Annotated in this window: 11 protein-coding genes and 1 pseudogene; 5 read left to right on the top strand and 7 right to left on the bottom strand. The window is 48.4% G+C overall.

The features are described 5' to 3' along the window. Positions 1-12: 12 nt before the first annotated feature. Together AC1S52_RS30535 and AC1S52_RS30530 are read right to left on the bottom strand one after the other, a co-directional pair. The gene (locus AC1S52_RS30535; RefSeq protein ID WP_482032819.1) at positions 13-3432 is read right to left on the bottom strand and encodes a DUF4347 domain-containing protein; all 3420 of its coding nucleotides are present in this window, start codon (positions 3430-3432) and stop codon (positions 13-15) included. A gap of 512 nt (positions 3433-3944) precedes the next feature. Beyond that, positions 3945-4259, bottom strand: a complete 315-nt coding sequence (locus AC1S52_RS30530; protein ID WP_482032818.1) for a hypothetical protein — start codon at positions 4257-4259, stop codon at positions 3945-3947. Positions 4260-4818: 559 nt separating this feature from the next. On the opposite strand from AC1S52_RS30530, the gene AC1S52_RS30525 reads away from it, so the two are divergent. Together AC1S52_RS30525 and AC1S52_RS30520 are read left to right on the top strand one after the other, a co-directional pair. Further along, the gene (locus tag AC1S52_RS30525) at positions 4819-6264 is read left to right on the top strand and encodes a glycoside hydrolase 100 family protein (RefSeq protein WP_482032817.1); all 1446 of its coding nucleotides are present in this window, start codon (positions 4819-4821) and stop codon (positions 6262-6264) included. Positions 6265-6557: 293 nt separating this feature from the next. Then, positions 6558-7781 (top strand): 1-acyl-sn-glycerol-3-phosphate acyltransferase, encoded by a 1224-nt coding sequence (locus tag AC1S52_RS30520; RefSeq protein WP_482032816.1) that lies wholly within the window; start codon positions 6558-6560, stop codon positions 7779-7781. Positions 7782-7841: 60 nt separating this feature from the next. On the opposite strand, the gene AC1S52_RS30515 is transcribed toward AC1S52_RS30520, so the two are convergent. Continuing rightward, positions 7842-8444 carry a TIGR02466 family protein gene (locus AC1S52_RS30515; protein ID WP_482032815.1) on the bottom strand — a complete coding sequence of 201 codons (603 nt, stop codon included), beginning with the start codon at positions 8442-8444 and terminating at the stop codon, positions 7842-7844. A gap of 394 nt (positions 8445-8838) precedes the next feature. On the opposite strand from AC1S52_RS30515, the gene AC1S52_RS30510 reads away from it, so the two are divergent. Further along, positions 8839-11292, top strand: a complete 2454-nt coding sequence (locus AC1S52_RS30510; RefSeq protein WP_482032814.1) for an FG-GAP-like repeat-containing protein — start codon at positions 8839-8841, stop codon at positions 11290-11292. 158 nt (positions 11293-11450) lie between these two features. Then, positions 11451-11942: pseudogene (locus AC1S52_RS30505) on the top strand (ISNCY family transposase); the annotation flags it as partial. A 108-nt stretch (positions 11943-12050) separates the two neighbouring features. Here the strand turns inward: AC1S52_RS30505 and AC1S52_RS30500 are convergent. The 3 genes from AC1S52_RS30500 to AC1S52_RS30490 form a co-directional block, all read right to left on the bottom strand. Further along, complete coding sequence (locus AC1S52_RS30500; RefSeq protein WP_482032813.1) at positions 12051-13127, bottom strand: glycosyltransferase family 4 protein; 1077 nt, start codon at positions 13125-13127, stop codon at positions 12051-12053. A 170-nt stretch (positions 13128-13297) separates the two neighbouring features. Next, the gene (locus AC1S52_RS30495; RefSeq protein WP_482032812.1) at positions 13298-14452 is read right to left on the bottom strand and encodes a response regulator; all 1155 of its coding nucleotides are present in this window, start codon (positions 14450-14452) and stop codon (positions 13298-13300) included. A gap of 267 nt (positions 14453-14719) precedes the next feature. Then, positions 14720-14866, bottom strand: a complete 147-nt coding sequence (locus AC1S52_RS30490) for a hypothetical protein (protein ID WP_482032811.1) — start codon at positions 14864-14866, stop codon at positions 14720-14722. 24 nt (positions 14867-14890) lie between these two features. Between AC1S52_RS30490 and AC1S52_RS30485 the strand changes: the two genes are divergently transcribed. Next, on the top strand, positions 14891-15799 hold the full coding sequence (locus AC1S52_RS30485; RefSeq protein ID WP_482032810.1) for an AAA family ATPase: 909 nt from the start codon (positions 14891-14893) through the stop codon (positions 15797-15799). A 178-nt stretch (positions 15800-15977) separates the two neighbouring features. On the opposite strand, the gene AC1S52_RS30480 is transcribed toward AC1S52_RS30485, so the two are convergent. Beyond that, complete coding sequence (locus tag AC1S52_RS30480) at positions 15978-16352, bottom strand: c-type cytochrome (RefSeq protein ID WP_482032809.1); 375 nt, start codon at positions 16350-16352, stop codon at positions 15978-15980. Between the last annotated feature and the right edge of the window lie 252 nt (positions 16353-16604).

Below are 16604 nucleotides of genomic sequence, written 5' to 3'. Positions count from 1 at the left end.
TTTGGCAGCCTATTAGCGCGATCGCCAATTCCTATCTACCGTTGGCAACGTTGCAATCGAGAAAATGGACAGCTCATCCAGCAGCCAGATGCCATTCTCTCCCGTTTCATCATTGCGCCAGAAAAGATCTAATTCACCATCGCGATTATAGTCTGCAATACCTGCCACTCGCCAGGTCTGGTCTGGAACGGTGGGTAACACACCAATTGAACTAAGGGAGATGCCATTCATAAACCAAACACCATTTTGTCCATCGTTCTTGTTGCGCCAGAGGATGTCTACTGTGCCATCACCGTTAAAATCTCCGACACCTTCAATCTCCCAATCGAGGGGAACGGCAGGAGTTAGCACGTCGATCGACGCAATGGTGGTGCCATTCAAAAACCAGAAGCCTGTACTGCCACTGGCGGTATCGCGCCAGAGTAGATCCAGAAAACCGTCTTGATTGAAGTCACCCACACCGTAAATTTGCCAATCAGAAGGTGCTGAAGGGAGCACCGCTATCGAACTGATTGACAACCCATCCATCAACCAGATGCCAGTTACCCCAGCGGTCCGGTTGCGCCAGAGAATATCAACCTGCCCATCTTGATTGAAGTCGCCGGTTCCCCGAATTTCATAATTCAGGTCACTAACGGTTGGCAGCAGGGCGATCGACGCAATGGTGGTGCCATTCATGAGCCAGATACCGTTTTCTCCGCTGACTGTGTTGCGCCAGAGTAGGTCAGTGAAGCCATCGCCATTAAAATCGGAATGCACCACTGGTGAGAACAACGTGGGATCAATTGTAATGGTGAAGATCTGGGAGAAGGAGGTATCCTGTCCACCATTGGCAGTACCGCCACTATCTCGAACGGTCACCTCAAAGGTGGTCGTTCCCGCAGCACCTGTTGCTGGGGTGTAGGTAAGGGTGCCATTGGGGGCGATCGCCGGTCCCCCGCCTGTGGCAAACAGGGCAGGATTGGAAATATTACTCACCAGGTAAGTTGCTGTCTGGTTGGACTCATTCGCAGCCCCCGGATTAAAGACTGCCCAGTTGGGAACCACCTGGGACCTTAGACCAGAGCCAACAGGTGGATTGGTGGCAGTGAAACTGGGGCGATCGTTGACGGGGTTAACCGTAATCGTGATCGTGCGGATTGCCGTTTGTGGGATACCACCTGTTACACCACCATCATTGGCAGTCACGGTCAGGGTATCGGTACCAAAGTAGTTGGGGGTTCCCTGATAGGTAAGGGCATTGGCACTGATCAGAGTCCGGTTAATCTGGGTCAGAGTACCGCTCAGGGTGACGGTTGAGGTGCCGTTGTTGGTCAGGTTGACACTAGTCAACCCACCGGAAATGCCTGGATTTACGGTTAAAACTCCGTTGGCGGCAGCGAGGGTAACGCTAATAGGGCTGGCATTGGCATCAATGTCGCCTATGTAGCCAATAGGAAACGTCAGCGGTGTATCCTCATTTACACTGCGGGCAGATAAAGGACTATTGGTCGCCACGGAAATCCCATTAATTCGGACTGCTGCTTCAGCCGAGGGGGTGCCATCTCCCAAAAAGATGAAATTGCTCAGTTCATAGGGATTGGGTAAGGTAACACTAGTTTGCAGAGGTCCCACGGTTAGGGTAGGGGGAATAAATGCTGTGTAATCGCGTAACTGACCGCTCAGGATCGGGGTGCCATTGCCAAACAGGGTATACAGGTTGCCCAGAATTGCCAGGTCGTAATTGATCAGAGTCGTTGTGTTGATATTGACAAACTCTGCCTGGGTAAACAGGGTTCGGGAGTTGCTGGCGGGTGGACTGTCTGGCTCTAATGCCGGATTACTCTGGGTGGTGCCGTCTTCCTGTGCCCAGATCCGGTCTTCCCAGAAGCCCAATTCGATGCCTCTCCGGTCATTGCCAAGCACAGTGACGCTGAAACCGGCGCGATCGTCTTTGCCATCGTTGTTCTTATTGGCAGTTGCCGTGCGGTTTTCGTCAATTACCTGGGCGGTAAAACTGAGGACATAACCCGCTGTGCGATCGAGCGTGGGAAAAGCAGCGCCATTAATTGGCTCAGGTGTAAATGTTATGCCGGTCAACACATTACCGCTTTGGTTAAATCGGTAGTTGCTGTACCCAGCATAGATTGGAAAGTCGGTCGTGAGGGTGGTGCCTCCTCCACTCGCAAATTGGGTCGCACTACCACTCAGGAGGGAGGTATCCCGGTAGGCAAACCAGGGTCCACCTGGAGCGGAACCAGCGGTGGTTGGCAACAGGTTGGTGCTACCGTCGTACAGCGTCAGTTTATTACCAATAAATGGAGCATCATTGACACCCGTTACACTAACGGTCTTTGTTGCTGGCAGGCTGATTTCCCCAGTTCCATCATTCAGAACGATCGAGATCGTGCGGCTTCCAGTGGCAGGTAAATTATCGGAAACGCTGGCGTAGGTGAGGTTCCGCAACAATGCCTCAACTGCTGTGGGCGTAGCAGCACTGTTGAGTGAAATAACCAGGTTTTCGTTGCTGATACCGCCTGTGAAGGTGCCAATTTGGGTTCCGCCAAAGTTAATGATTCTACCATCCAGCCCAATCTGTCCGGCACCGTTGCCCTGATGACGAATGGCAAGGCGATCGGAGGCAATTCCACCCCCGGTGAAGCTGACCGTCAGGATGCCGTTGTTGAAATTAGCGGGGTTGTCGGCATCGATCACCGTTGCGTTGCTATCAACTAAAACGGCAGCGGCATTTTCGGTATAGGCGATCGTTCCACCTGGTAAGGTAATCACCGGACTCACCAGCAGGTACCCGTACATCGACCGGGCAGCAGCACTCAAGACTAAGGAAGATGCGATCGCCCCAGTGGCAACTTCCAGTTCCCAATTGCCGCCCAGGTCATGGTTTCCAGTGGGGTCAATACTGGCAGCAATATCGGCTCCCGTCAGTTGCGCCAGTTGTTGCACAAAGGCTAACCCCAGTTCCCCCTGTGCCACATTGCAACCGTAGAGCAGAATATCGGCATCGGTAGTCAGCGCTTCCGCCCAGGACTGTAACTCGCTGGTGTAATGACTCAAGTTATCCCAACTCAGCCCGGTTGCACCCAATTGCAAACTGCCAGAGGCTCCGTGGGAAAGAATATGCAGGCTAGAAATTCCCCTGTACTGAAATAACGTCTGAGTGATTTGCTGCACGGCATCCTGAAGTGGGTCGAGGACATAGACTGCCGTACCGGGTTCCACATCAGCAAGCAAATTCTGATAATGGATGACTTCAGGATCGACAAAAATAAGCTGGGAGGGTGAACCACTGCTACTGGAAGAAAACCAACCTGCTTTGAAGGATGACAGCGCCTCTGCCGGATTGGTCAAGCCGTTGAATGTAGCACTGGAAACAGACAGCAAATCTCCGGTAACGGAAGGGGCTACTGAAAGACCTAATTTATTGATTTCCATAACCACATTCCTTAAAAACTGCAAATAGGGGCACCGAAAAGGGGATGGACTACGAACGTTATGAGCCTTTTAATGAATACTCTCCTTTCCATCCCTGCCTCTCATCCCTGAACCCGATCGCTTGCTCCCTTAATTTCTCTTGCCTGGTTCCTTTCTAGGTGTATTCCTCCGTTCAGTAAAAGAAAAGTCAATTCAGGATGTCTTGTCAGTAAATTCACGGAAAATTCATAAATCAATCCAGTAGCTTTCTAAACTCGAATGAGATTAACAACCAAAGTTCCTTTAGTGAACCATCAGTAGAGCAATCTAAAAGTTCTGCAACGTAGGTTAGGGAAGCGCCAACGAAACCCAACATTTTCAACATTCAGGGGCTGTAAAATTAAATACTCACTGCACTAGCGCTCCTAAGTGGATTGTGAGAAAGCATGGCTGAAAAATCTTCACCGTATTTTTTTAGATCCAGGCATGTCCTGATAAAAACTTTACTGTGCGGAACTTTCGGAGGGATTAGGCTAAATATATGCAGATTTAGTAAATTTTGCTTCTACTCTAAGTAATTCTAAGGAAACGGGGTTAATAAAGAATAGTACCGACTCCAGCAAGTTAGGTTGCTGGAGTTGGCTACTTTGAGAAAGGATGAAACTTTCTGGAAACGTTTGTCCCCTCGTTCTTGATGCTTGACAGCCGATTTCATTGGCATAAACTACAGCCGATACCGAACATCCGTTCCCAAGATCGGTCGTTAATCCATTTGAGAAATCAGTGTAATGAGGTAGTGGCAAATTGCTCAGATTTTGAGCAACCGTTTGAACCGTTAGAAGTATCATCCTGTCACTTCCTTTTCAAAGGAGCGTTGCTGAACAGGATGATGAACCTCATCCCCACCCCTTCTTCCAATAGAGGAAGGCGCTAGAACTCTTCCTCGTCCTTTGGGAAAAGGTTAGGGCGTAGCTTGAATCCTCGGCAATCTGGTACTTTCGTTCAGGGTGACGATCACAACTTCTCAATTAGTAGTCTGCCAAGCAAATTTTGAAGGGGGTTGCAACCCCTTCAAATCCTCGCAAATTGGTTTTTCTGAGTTTAGATTACCAGGCAAAGTTCCTTTGGTGAACCACTAGTGTTCCGTCAGGAAATTTTGATGGGTCGTAGACCCCCAAAATTCAGCCATCATTAACCTCCTGGGTATTCGCTACCTGTCAAATTTAATTTGACAGAGCGTTAGTACTCACAGGCGGAAATCTGGATACGCTGATCTACTGCGCACTCCGACTCTCTGGACTGGCTGAACCAGGGGTGCCGCACTTCGCCTTGCTGCGCTAGATCCTGCTCTAAACAGCTAGGGTTTCACACCTTATTTTTGCCCAATTTTGTAACTGTACACATCCTATGGTTGTTGATAAGAGCATCCGAGTCGAACCGGATTTACAAGCGGAAACCCCTCTGATAAAAGAGGCTTGGGAGTTGTTAGAGGATTCGATTGTTTACTACCGGGGTCGTCCGGTGGGAACAGTAGCCGCACGGGATCCCTATGTGGAAGCGCTGAACTATGATCAGTGCTTTGTGCGTGATTTTGTTCCCTCTGCGCTGCTATTTCTGATCAAGGGACAAACGGAAATTGTTCGCAACTTTTTGATTGAAACCCTGGGGTTACAGAGCAGTGATAAGCAGATGGATTGTTTCAATGCCGGTCAGGGATTAATGCCGGCTAGTTTTAAGGTTGAAACCTGGGAAGGACAGCAGTATTTAACGGCAGACTTTGGGGAACACGCGATCGGGCGGGTCACACCGGTAGACTCCTGCCTCTGGTGGTTGATCCTGTTGCGGGCGTATGTGAAAACAACGGGAGATCTGGATCTGGCTCACCGACCCGATTTTCAGCAGGGCATTGTGTTGATTCTGAAATTGTGCCTTGCCGATCGCTTTGATATGTATCCCACGATGCTGGTGCCGGATGGCGCATTTATGATCGATCGCCGCCTGGGCGTATCTGGTCATCCCCTGGAAATTCAAGCCTTGTTTTATGCAGCTTTGCGATCGGCGCGGGAATTGCTATTGCCGAACCGGCGGGGTGAGGTTTATGCCCAGTTCCTCAACCAGCGGTTAAGCACACTAAACTATCACATTCGTGAATATTATTGGCTTGACCTGCGGCGGTTAAATGAAATCTACCGTTATCGGGGGGAGGAGTTTGGTGCAGCGGCGGTCAATAAGTTTAATATTTATCCCGATTCCATTCCCCTATGGCTAACTGAGTGGATGCCAGAACAGGGTGGCTATTTGGCAGGTAACCTGGGTCCAGCCCAAATGGACTTTCGTTTCTTTACCCTGGGCAATTTGATGTCGATTGTGTCGTCCCTGGCGAGCGATCGCGAATCCCTCTCCATCATGGATTTGATTGAACAGCGCTGGCATGACCTGATTGGTTATATGCCGATGAAAATTTGCTTTCCCGCCGTTGAGGATTTAGAATGGCGCATTCTGACTGGATGTGACCCTAAAAACGTTCCCTGGTCATACCACAATGGCGGCAATTGGCCCGTCCTGCTGTGGGCACTGGCCGCGGCGGCTCAAAAAACTGGCAGACCAGAACTGGGCTGGCGGGCAATTGAAATTGCCGAACATCGTCTCAGCCAGGATGAGTGGCCCGAATATTACGACGGCAGAAATGGCAGATTAGTGGGCAAAGCTTCTCGCAAATATCAAACCTGGACAATCACCGGATATCTGCTAGCGCGGGAGATTATGACCAATCCAAATCATATTGACCTGTTCAGTTTTAACGAAGATCAGGAGATGATGGAATGGATGGGCATGATTCGCGAAATTAAATAGCCCATGAAATCCTGGAGATTAATTTCTCTCCCATTTCTTAAGTTATACGAAGGAATGAGAATTAAATAACATCTACTTTTGGTAAGTTGCGGTTGAGTTTACGAAACCCAACATCTACGGGAGCGTTGGGTTATCCTGTGGGAAGCAAGCTACATCCTTCAACCCATCCTACGCAAGTTAATTGATCTACAATCCCAAAGGCTTGTCATGAAATAACTACCAACGCCTAACACCAAACCCAGGAAGTTTTCGGATAGGCTTTAAGTAGATTCTCGATTTGAGTGAATGTTTTAATGCCTGCCCCATCTGAAGCTTCTGGCTTTTATTCCATTCGGCTAAATCCCTTCCTGCTTTGGTTTATTCAAACGATCGCGGGTTTTGGCTCCCAATGGCGTTATCAGCTCAATTTACAAGTTGAGCCAGAGGATTTAAAGCGTCTACAAGAACTGAAGGGCAAACAACGGCTGCTTTTACCAAACCACCCCACTTTTCAAGACCCGATCGTGGTTTTCCTGCTGTCAGCTAAGTTAAACCAAACGTTCTACTATCTGGCAGCCTATGAGTCGTTTAAGGGACTTTTAGGATGGTTTTTGCAGCATATAGGTGCTTACTCTATCCGACGTGGGATTGCCGATCGCCCCAGCATTGCCTACACATTAGAGTTGATGGCGCTGCCAGACTGTTGCCTGGTTATCTTTCCAGAGGGCGGCTGCTCCTTTCAAAACGACACCGTTATGCCGTTTCGAGTGGGTGGAGTACAGATTGCATTCCAGGCAATGAGTCGATTTGCAAAACGAGGCGAAACTCCGCCTGATTTTTTTGTAGTGCCCATCAGTATCAAGTATCACTACACCGAGGATATGACCCCAGCAATTCAGGCAAGTCTCAACCAGTTAGAAACCCAACTGGGCTTACCCAAAAAGGGAAGTGCGTATGAGCGGTTACGGGCGATCGGGAAACAGGTATTGATCAATCTGGAACAGGAATATGGTCTCCAGACTCCCCAGGCTGAGCAGGAGTCCTGGGATGACCGCATTGCCGCCCTTAAAACCCATGTTTTGCAGGAATGTCAGCAGCGTCTGTCGATTCAGCCCTCACCAGGGGAACCGATCCGGGAGCAGGTTTACCGAATTCAGTACGCGATTCAGACAAAGGACGAACTGTTAGAGGATAGCAATGATCAAGAAGCGGTTCAGGAAACTATCTGGACACTAGAAGCGGTTCAAAAGGCAATGTTTCGGCTGCTCAACTTTGATGCTATTCAGGATAGCTATGTGGCAGAAAACCCAACTCAGGAACGTTTTTTGGATACGCTCACCCGTCTGGAGCGAGAAGTATTTAACATTGATCAACCTTCTCCCAAGGGACATCGCCAAGCCAGAGTGAAAATTGGCAACCCGATTAATCTCAAAGACTATTTTGAAGACTACCAACAAAATCGTAGCCGCACTATTAATCAACTTGTGCTAGCAGTACAGCAGACTGTTCAAAGAAATCTAAATCAATTGAATGAATAATGAATTCAGGGCTAGGGTGGATAATACCCATCAGCCATTTTCCATCCCAAACCCTCAGCTTTAACCAAAGACATAGTTAAAGCTAATGCTTACCCGTTCCTCATCACTCAAATTAGGCTCCACTCCATGCTTTAACCAGCTTGGAAAAATAAGCAGTAGTCCTGCTTCGGCAACATGGGCAACGGCATCTGCGGTATAAGCTGTAAAGGTTTGAACGTTAGGCTTGTAAAATGTCCTTGCACTACGGGGGTCATAAAACATCAAACTACCACTGTCTTTTGGAGTTTTAACGTAATAAACGCCACTGAAAAGGCAATTGGCATGATCGTGAATTTTGTTACTGGCATATTTTGGATTCACATTTGCCCAGCAATTAGCCGCAGCAATCCTGACATTTCCATAGCCAACAGCCTGAGCAACCTGGGCGATCGCTTCATCCACAAGCTGCTTAAATGGCTTCACTTCTTCCAAATCGAACAGATTTGATTTGCTATGCCAACCTAAAACATTAGAAGCCACATACCCTGGATCGGACTGCTTCAAACCGAAAATTGTCTTTAGCAACTGCTGGTCAAGCTTCTCATGGTCTTTGAGATTAAATACAAATAGAGCCGTTGGAAATAGATTGTGGCAGGAAGCAATCCATTTCTCTTGATCAGTCATATTCCCACTCGCTTAACAACTTAGATCCGTAGCTACCCTATATCAATCAAGTAAGAACCATCAAAAAAATTTTAAAGTTGTCACCAAAGTAAATTCTGATTCCCATTATTAGGCTACTCAAGTTGGTATTCAAATTTTTAGCAGGACTTATGAACTTATCAGTATGCCTGTAATCAAGTCCTGGTGTTCTAAAGAACCAACCCCAGGAAAGCAGTATATTCCGCAATAAAGTCCTGATTTCAGTGTATCCTAAGCAAAGAAAGTTTAAGTATAAACACTGCCGGAGCCGAAAAAATCAGGCATTTTCAAAGTTCCTGTAAACTTATTGTTGCAGTGCTCATTAATTTACCGTCATTGGGAAAGCTAGCTTTGCGATCGCCGGAGGCAAAAGTAAATGGCTGACAATCCTCAGTTTCCTGATAATAGTCTTGCAACCACCCGAATTATTAATTCGAGTTCTACGTCTCAACTTTTTTCTAACTCTGGAGCAGATACCAGCTATTCCCTTGACCCCGGTGACACCCAGGACTACTTCCTGCTTCGACTCAGTCAGCGCAGCAGCGTCGTCCTTGCCCTAAATAATTTGACTGACAATGCCGATCTAGAACTTCTAGATAGCGGTGGAGTTTTGGTCGGCTCCTATAATACTGGAACCCTGGCAGATGCGCTTACAACAGAGCCTCTAAACGCTGGTGACTACTACATTCGGGTTTTCCTGCCTGACCCCAGTAGTTCCACCAACTACTCCCTGAGCGTCAGTACAATTAGCGGTGCGCGCGCTGATCTGCTGTGGCGCAACTACTCTACTGGACAGAACGGTGTCTGGCTAATGGATAACACCAGCATCGGGAGCGTGCAGCTTACCACGACCGTTAGCGATGTCAGTTGGGTGATTGAGGCTGCCGCCGATATGGATGGGGATTCCATCCCTGATTACATTTGGAGAAACTACTCAAGCGGTCAAATCGGAATTTGGATGATGGATGGCAATGGTGCTATTCGCTCTGTCCAAGCCTTGACACCCCTGACTGATCTGAACTGGAGGATTGAAGGAGCCGCAGACTTTAATGGTGACGGCAAAAACGATCTGCTCTTGCGCAACTATTCTACATTTGATAATGGTATCTGGTTCATGAACGGTACGGTCTATAGCTCTGCTACCTTCATCCAATCAGTAGCAGGTGTCTTTATGAAACCTTCTGCCATAGCGGATTTTAATGGAGATGGGAATCCAGACATTTTGTGGCGCAACCTCTTTACAGGGGACAATTTCATCTGGATGATGAATGGAATCGAAGTAGAATCTACAGTTTCAATTTCATCCGGCGATGCCAGCTATGATATTGCTGGAGCCGGAGACTTTGATAGAGATGGCAACCCAGACCTGATCTGGCGTCATCGCACTACAGGTGACAACTTTGTCTGGTACATGAACGGAACTTCCCTTGCCAGTGTTGGGGTACTGCCTCCAATTGGTGACTTAAACTGGCAAATTGGGGCAGTTGTAACCAGTACCCCAAAAGTTGATCTGGGCGGTGATACCATGACTTCCGCCCTTGACATTGGTACGGTTGGGAACGCGACCGGCATCTATAGCGATAAAATAGGCGGTGCCACTGACAGAAATGACTACTACAAGTTCACCCTGGGAGCACCCACGACTTTTAACCTGGCACTGACCGGATTGACTGGTAATGCAGATGTATGGCTGATTCAAGACCTTAACAACAATGGCATTGTTGATAGTCAAGCCGAGATTGTTGCTACTTCAGTTAATCTGGGGACTGCCAATGAGCAGATTAGCAACTTGTCCCTTGGTGCTGGTGCCTACTTCCTGCGGATTTTCTCACCAACGGGTGAATCTACAGAATATGCTCTAAACATTGGCGGCATTCCTGCCCAGCAAATTGACCTGCTCGTCCCAACCACGAACCCGGCTTCATTCAGAGTCACCAGAACTAATAACAACGCGTTACCCACTCAAGTGAGTCTTACAGTCGGGAACTCAAACTATCTACCGACTATTCGCGTGTATTATGGGGTACGCAACAATAGTGTCAACGTGACTCCAGGGGAGTTTCGGGTCTCCTTCTACATATCACGGGATAACGTGATTACATCCAGCGATCGCCTCCTGGGCACCACTGACCCTAATACTGGCTTCAGCAACCTGGATGTCCTCATTAGTGGACTGGCATCCGGTCAGACTCGCAGTGGTTTTGTCGATATTCCGATGCTTCTAGCAGAAGATCAGTGGTGGGGAGGAGACCAGACCTACTATATTGGGATGATCATTGACTCAACGGGTTTGGTTGCCGAGTCAAACGAAATTAATAATGCGGTTGCCTTCGCCATTGGAATTAGGGATACCATCCGACCAGACATCCTGGGCGATGGGCTGAATGCTGTCCAAACCGTGTCATCACCTGGTCAGGCAATCCGTTTGACAGGTGCAATTAAGAACATTGGCAACGTTTCTACAGGGTCAAGTAGAATTATTGTTAACTACTTTCTATCGAATGACGACATCTACGACGGTAGTGACTACTTTATTGCTCAATCCAGTATCGCCCCACTTGCTAGAAGAGGCACTACAGGTGACCGGATTGTCTTCGATAGCAACATTACAACTATCGGTTCTACTGCCTACTTCACTGTGCAACCTACGTTGCCCAACCTGCAAGACTGGGAAGGATGGCAGGGGAATGGACGGTACTACATCATGATGCGAATTGATATCTTAAGTTCAGTGCAGGAAGGTTCAGGTGGTAAGGAAAACAACTCCAACTACGGTAGGTTGATTGGTTCGTATATTGATTACGATTTCATTGACATTACGGGATTGTAGAAATCGTTAAGAAAGCATTCCAGCATCGAGATCCAAAGGCTTTCCGTAGAATTTCGTGCTGGGATGTTTTATGGGGTAGTGTTTCAAATATGTGGTTGGATCTGGTAGGAGCATTGCAGTGCAATGCTCCTACGGAATATAAACAACAGGTCTAGAACACTACCCGCTATCTCAACGGAGTGCCTCTGAAGAATAGCGATGATGCCCTGTTGGTTAACTGGTGTGAACTCACGGTAAGCCGTCCTGACGGTAAGGTAACTTACAAAAATTCGTTTGCCACCAATCACTTCATTAACGATGACACTGTAGCAGCAGTCGTCTTGGCAGGTCGTACCCGATGGAAGGTGGAGAACGAGAATAACAACACCCTCAAGACCAAGGGCTATAACCTGGAACACAATTTTGGGCACGGAAAGCAGCATCTTGCCTCGTTCCTGGCGACCCTCAACATCCTGTCTCTCCTATTTCATACGTTGCTAGAGTTGCTCGACCAGAAGTACAAGCTATTACGAGCGCACCTGCCCACGCGCAAGTCCTTTTTCGATGATCTGCGGGCTTTAACTCGTTACATATATTTCGATAGTTGGGATCATTTACTCACCTTCATGCTTAAAGGACTAGAGCTAAATATCCCACCGAATACCAGTTGAATTTCCATAATGAGAATTGCTGGTGAGAGGTGTAGTGTTGGATATTTTGTTTGCCCAGTGATATCCTTCAGCCTGTTGGTGAGTTTCAGAATCATTTGCTGAAGTAGCTTACGCCCTATCTTCGTACTTGCGTAGTATTTCAGCCGTTGCCTGTCCGGTCTTTTGCCAACTGAATTGCTGGGATCTGGCAAGACCGGCGTTACGAAGGGCTGAACCCAGGTTGGAACTGGTTGCCAGGGTGTTCATAGCTTCTGCGATCGCCCCAATTTGATAGGGATCCACCAGAATGGCAGCATCTCCGGCAACCTCTGGCAGAGATGCCAGATTGGACGTAATCACAGGCGTTCCACATGCCATGGCTTCTAGCACAGGCAACCCAAACCCCTCCCATAAACTGGGAAAAACCAGGGCGATCGCCTGATTCAGGATGATGGGCAACGCTTGATAGGGCACATAATCCAGAAATTTGACCCGATGATTTAACCCCAGTTCGTCTATCTGGGACTGGAGTAGCGGTCGATAGCGCCTGTCTGAGGGACCAGCCAGCCACAGTTCATAGTCCAGGCGATCGGGCAGTGCCGCAAAGGCAGCAATCAGCCGCTGTAGGTTTTTGTATGGAGTAATTCGCCCCAAGTACAGGAAATAATTTTGGGTTGGCAGATCAAGAAACTGAAAGTTTTCTGCGTCATAAGCTAAGGGAATGGGGGTAATTTGGGTTGCCGGAATTCCACAGAAATGAATGATGTCACTGGCGGTCGCTTCTGAGTTGCAGATAATGTGTTGTGCCTGCTGCAACACCTGGGGAATGTAGTGTCGGTTATACAAGGTGGCAGGGGACAGGCGTTTGAAAAACCGCAGCGGAATCAGGTCATGAACAGTCACCACAAAGCGGCAATTAGACCAGAGGGGGGCTTCGGGGATAGGGGAAAATAGCAGCCGCGAAGTCAACTGGCGATAAAGTTTGGGTAGTTGGAACTGCGTCCAGAGCAGGCGCTTTAAGTGCCCTTTCAGTCCATAGTCAGCCGTCAGGTCGGGGGGCGATGGATGAAAGCGGTGCCCGCTCACTTCAAATGGAGCCACAATATCCAGATCCAGTGCGCCAAATTCTTTCACTAAGTTGAGGCTATAGGTCGCCAGTCCAGTCGGTTTTGGCAGAACTGAAGCCAGGTTGATCAGAATCGTCATGGCGATCGCGCACTCACACCGCAAACAGCAACACTTGCTAAAGAGTCTATAGCGAGTCAGCAGCCAGCGGCCAGCAGAACAGAAACTCTCTGCTACTGGCTCCTCAATTCTCACTGCCAAAAATTCCCTATGCCGGAGAATGGCTATCTAATCAAGATTTGAATCTACAGTCAATTAACTGGCATTACCGATCCCAGATGACTTTGAACCAGGTTGATCATGGTTTGCGGCTCTGGCGGTTTGCTTAGAAAATCAGTCGCACCAGCTAACCGGGCGCGGGTGCGGTCTAGAATTCCATCCTGGCTGGTAAGAATAATGATGGGGGTATTTTGGAACGTGGGGGTTTTGCGCAGAAAGTTACAAAGGTTGTAGCCACTGGTATCGGGCATGATCAGATCGAGAAAGATTAGATCGGGTTTATGTTTAACCAATGTGGCAATTCCCGACAGCGGGTCCTGGATATTTACAACCCGATACCCGGCAGGCTCCAAAATAGCTGCCAAAACCTGACCGACTGTGGGGCTGTCATCAATACAAGCAATCACAGGTCGGGATTTTCGCTTTCCAGCCATAGAAGGACAGGCGGCTTGTCTAAGGGGAAGGGGAAAATCAGGTATCTCTTCTAAGGCGATCGCCCCCTGGTGCAGCCAGGGCAGCAAAAAGCGGGTCACTGCCGTGATCGGACGCTGGGCATGGGCAGCAATATCCCAAACGGTATGTTGTCCAGCCAAAAACGGGTTGAGTTTATCCGGTAAAGGGGGCAGGTTAGCCTGATCGACGAGGGCAGACTGCCTTAAAATCGGCGATCGATAGGGACTAAGGGCATCCAGTTCGAGCGCCTTCCATTGTTTCCAGAGATCCTGCGATCGCTGCAACACCTGTTCCACTTGAGGCGAAGACAGCAACAGACTCAGGGCAGCATTATCCTTCAGGGCAAAGCGCTGCATGGCAAGCCAGTCGCTGGTCATGACTGGATTGCTGACCAGGGAAAATAGCACTTCTTCCAAGCTGGTCTTAATCACCGTTTGAGCCTGGACAACATTGAGATGATTCTGAGCGACACGATGGCTCAACAGGTGATATTCCCAGGGTTCTTCCTGGGAAATGCAGGAGACATTCCAATTAGGCTGATATTGCTTAATCGCCCGATACCACCGCCTGACCCGGTGAAGACTGCCCGTTCCATATACCAGCCGCCCATGAAAAAAGTACAGCTTCCACTGGCGATCGCCACTACTCAGCGTTAATTCACCCGTTGCTCTCTGTTGGGTTAGTGATGCCAAAGTACGGGCAGCATTGGCATATCCAATCGATGCAGAAGTCATCACCCCAAATATCGCCTGATTGGTTACAAAATGAAATCCCACTAAAACCTATCCGAAAAACCTCAACCGCTAAAGCCCAGGGCTAAACCCAGGAAATTTTCGGACAGCCTTTACTTAACGCAGTTTAATCATTCCTGAACATCCCAATAATGGGAATTTCCCTGAAATACAAAACGGAAGGAAAAAATTCTAACGGTACGCCCTGCTCCCTCTCAACGGGCAAAAACAGAATAATGAAGCAAGACTGGCGCTGGCAGACGAATCTAATCAGTAATAGATCGGAGTCAGTAAGCCTGTATTTTTACGGATGCTATCCATCAAAACGGTGGGTTGACTGCCCAACCAGTACTTACATTTTCTGAAAATGCGTCCATCGCTCTCTAGAGAGGGCACACTGAAGGAGCAGCTATTCATCCCTCCTGAGAGATTACATCCAGCATGAGAGACCGTATTCAGTTACTCATCGAAAACCTGGGTCAAACCATTGTCGGCAAGCAAGAAGCCATTCGTCTGGTGCTCGTTGCACTGATCGCCGGTGGTCATACTCTTTTAGAAGATGTACCCGGTGTTGGCAAAACATTACTTGCCAAGTCTCTGGCACGCTCCATCGATGGTAAATTTCAGCGGATCCAATGCACGCCTGATCTGATGCCTACCGATGTGACTGGAACCAATATCTGGAATCAGCGGACGGGAGAATTTGAGTTTTTAATGGGTCCAGTGTTTACCAATGTGCTGCTGGCAGATGAGATTAATCGGGCAACTCCCCGGACCCAGTCTGCTCTGCTAGAGGTCATGGAAGAACATCAGGTCACTGTGGACGGAGTGACCCGTAAAGTACCCAGTCCCTTTTTTGTGATTGCCACTCAAAACCCGGTGGAGTATCAGGGTACTTTTCCTCTGCCAGAAGCACAAATGGATCGGTTTACCCTATCCCTGTCCCTGGGATACCCCACTGAAGGGGAAGAATTACAAATGCTACAACGGCTTCAAGAGGGTTTAGGGGTAAGTGAATTACATCCCTGCATTTCCCTGGAGGAGATTCAGGAACTTCAGCGGCTCAGCTCGCTGGTGCGGGTAGAGGCATCGCTGCAACAGTACATGCTGAATCTGGTACGGGCAACCCGCCATGACGAAGAGATTACGCTTGGTATTAGTCCCAGGGGATCTGTGGCTCTGTTTCGGGCGGCTCAAGCCCATGCCTACCTGGAGAACCGAGATTACACCATTCCCGATGATGTCAAGTATCTTGCACCCCACGTCCTTTCTCACCGAATGATCCCGGCGGGGGGACGACGGGCAAAGGCGATTGTTGACCGGCTACTGCACTCGATTCCAATTCCCTAAAAGCCTTTCCGATAAACCACAACGGCGCGTGGATGAGTCGAAGGTGGTGCTGAATAGCCGGATGAATTGGAACGAAGTTTCAATTCATCCAACTCCCAATTCATACCCAAAATCAGCAACGCCACGGCTAAAGGCAAATTGTGGGAACGTTTTACGAATAGCCGCCCATGCACCTGCCTCAAAGACTTTCCAAATAACTCAATAAATCTGCCATTTCCTGGGGCGTAGGCTGAAACTGGGGCATTGGGGGTGTTTGACCACTAATAACCTGGTGGATCAGGTTAAATTTTGATTTTCGTTCAGAAACACTAAGCAGGCTGGGACCAACCTGACCATCTGCCTCTAGCCCATGGCAACCTGCACAATTCATCTGAAAAATGGCATGACCCTGCACAGCATCTCCTTGTAAGGAAAGAACAGTGCGGATATAAGGGTCTGAGAGGCGAACCTGGTGAACTCCAAGCAAAACCAAGCCAACAGCAAGCAGGATTGCTAAAACTGCCAGGGCAATCCGCTGAATCAAACCTTCGTTTTTAAGCAGTTGGTTATCCAAAAGAGTTTGTCAAAAAAATCGGCAGAAAAAACTTTGACTTCAGGTTTCTGTTATTCAAAGGCTTTGGCTAATAGACTTCTATACTTTAAAGCTTCTTTAGATAACTTTGCAATTTCGTAAAGGCTTGTGTGACTCAAAAATTTACACAGGGTGGATAGGGTAAGGGGGAAGGGGATAAGAGGCTATAAGAAACTTGACCGTTAAGGGTTATTCATGTAGAACGATTAACCTTCTTCTAGAAAAACTCATTTT

Source organism: Kovacikia sp. CALU 1929 (assembly GCF_056784235.1).
The sequence above is the reverse complement of the archived record's forward strand: the minus strand, read 5'-3'. Positions and strand labels throughout refer to the sequence as shown.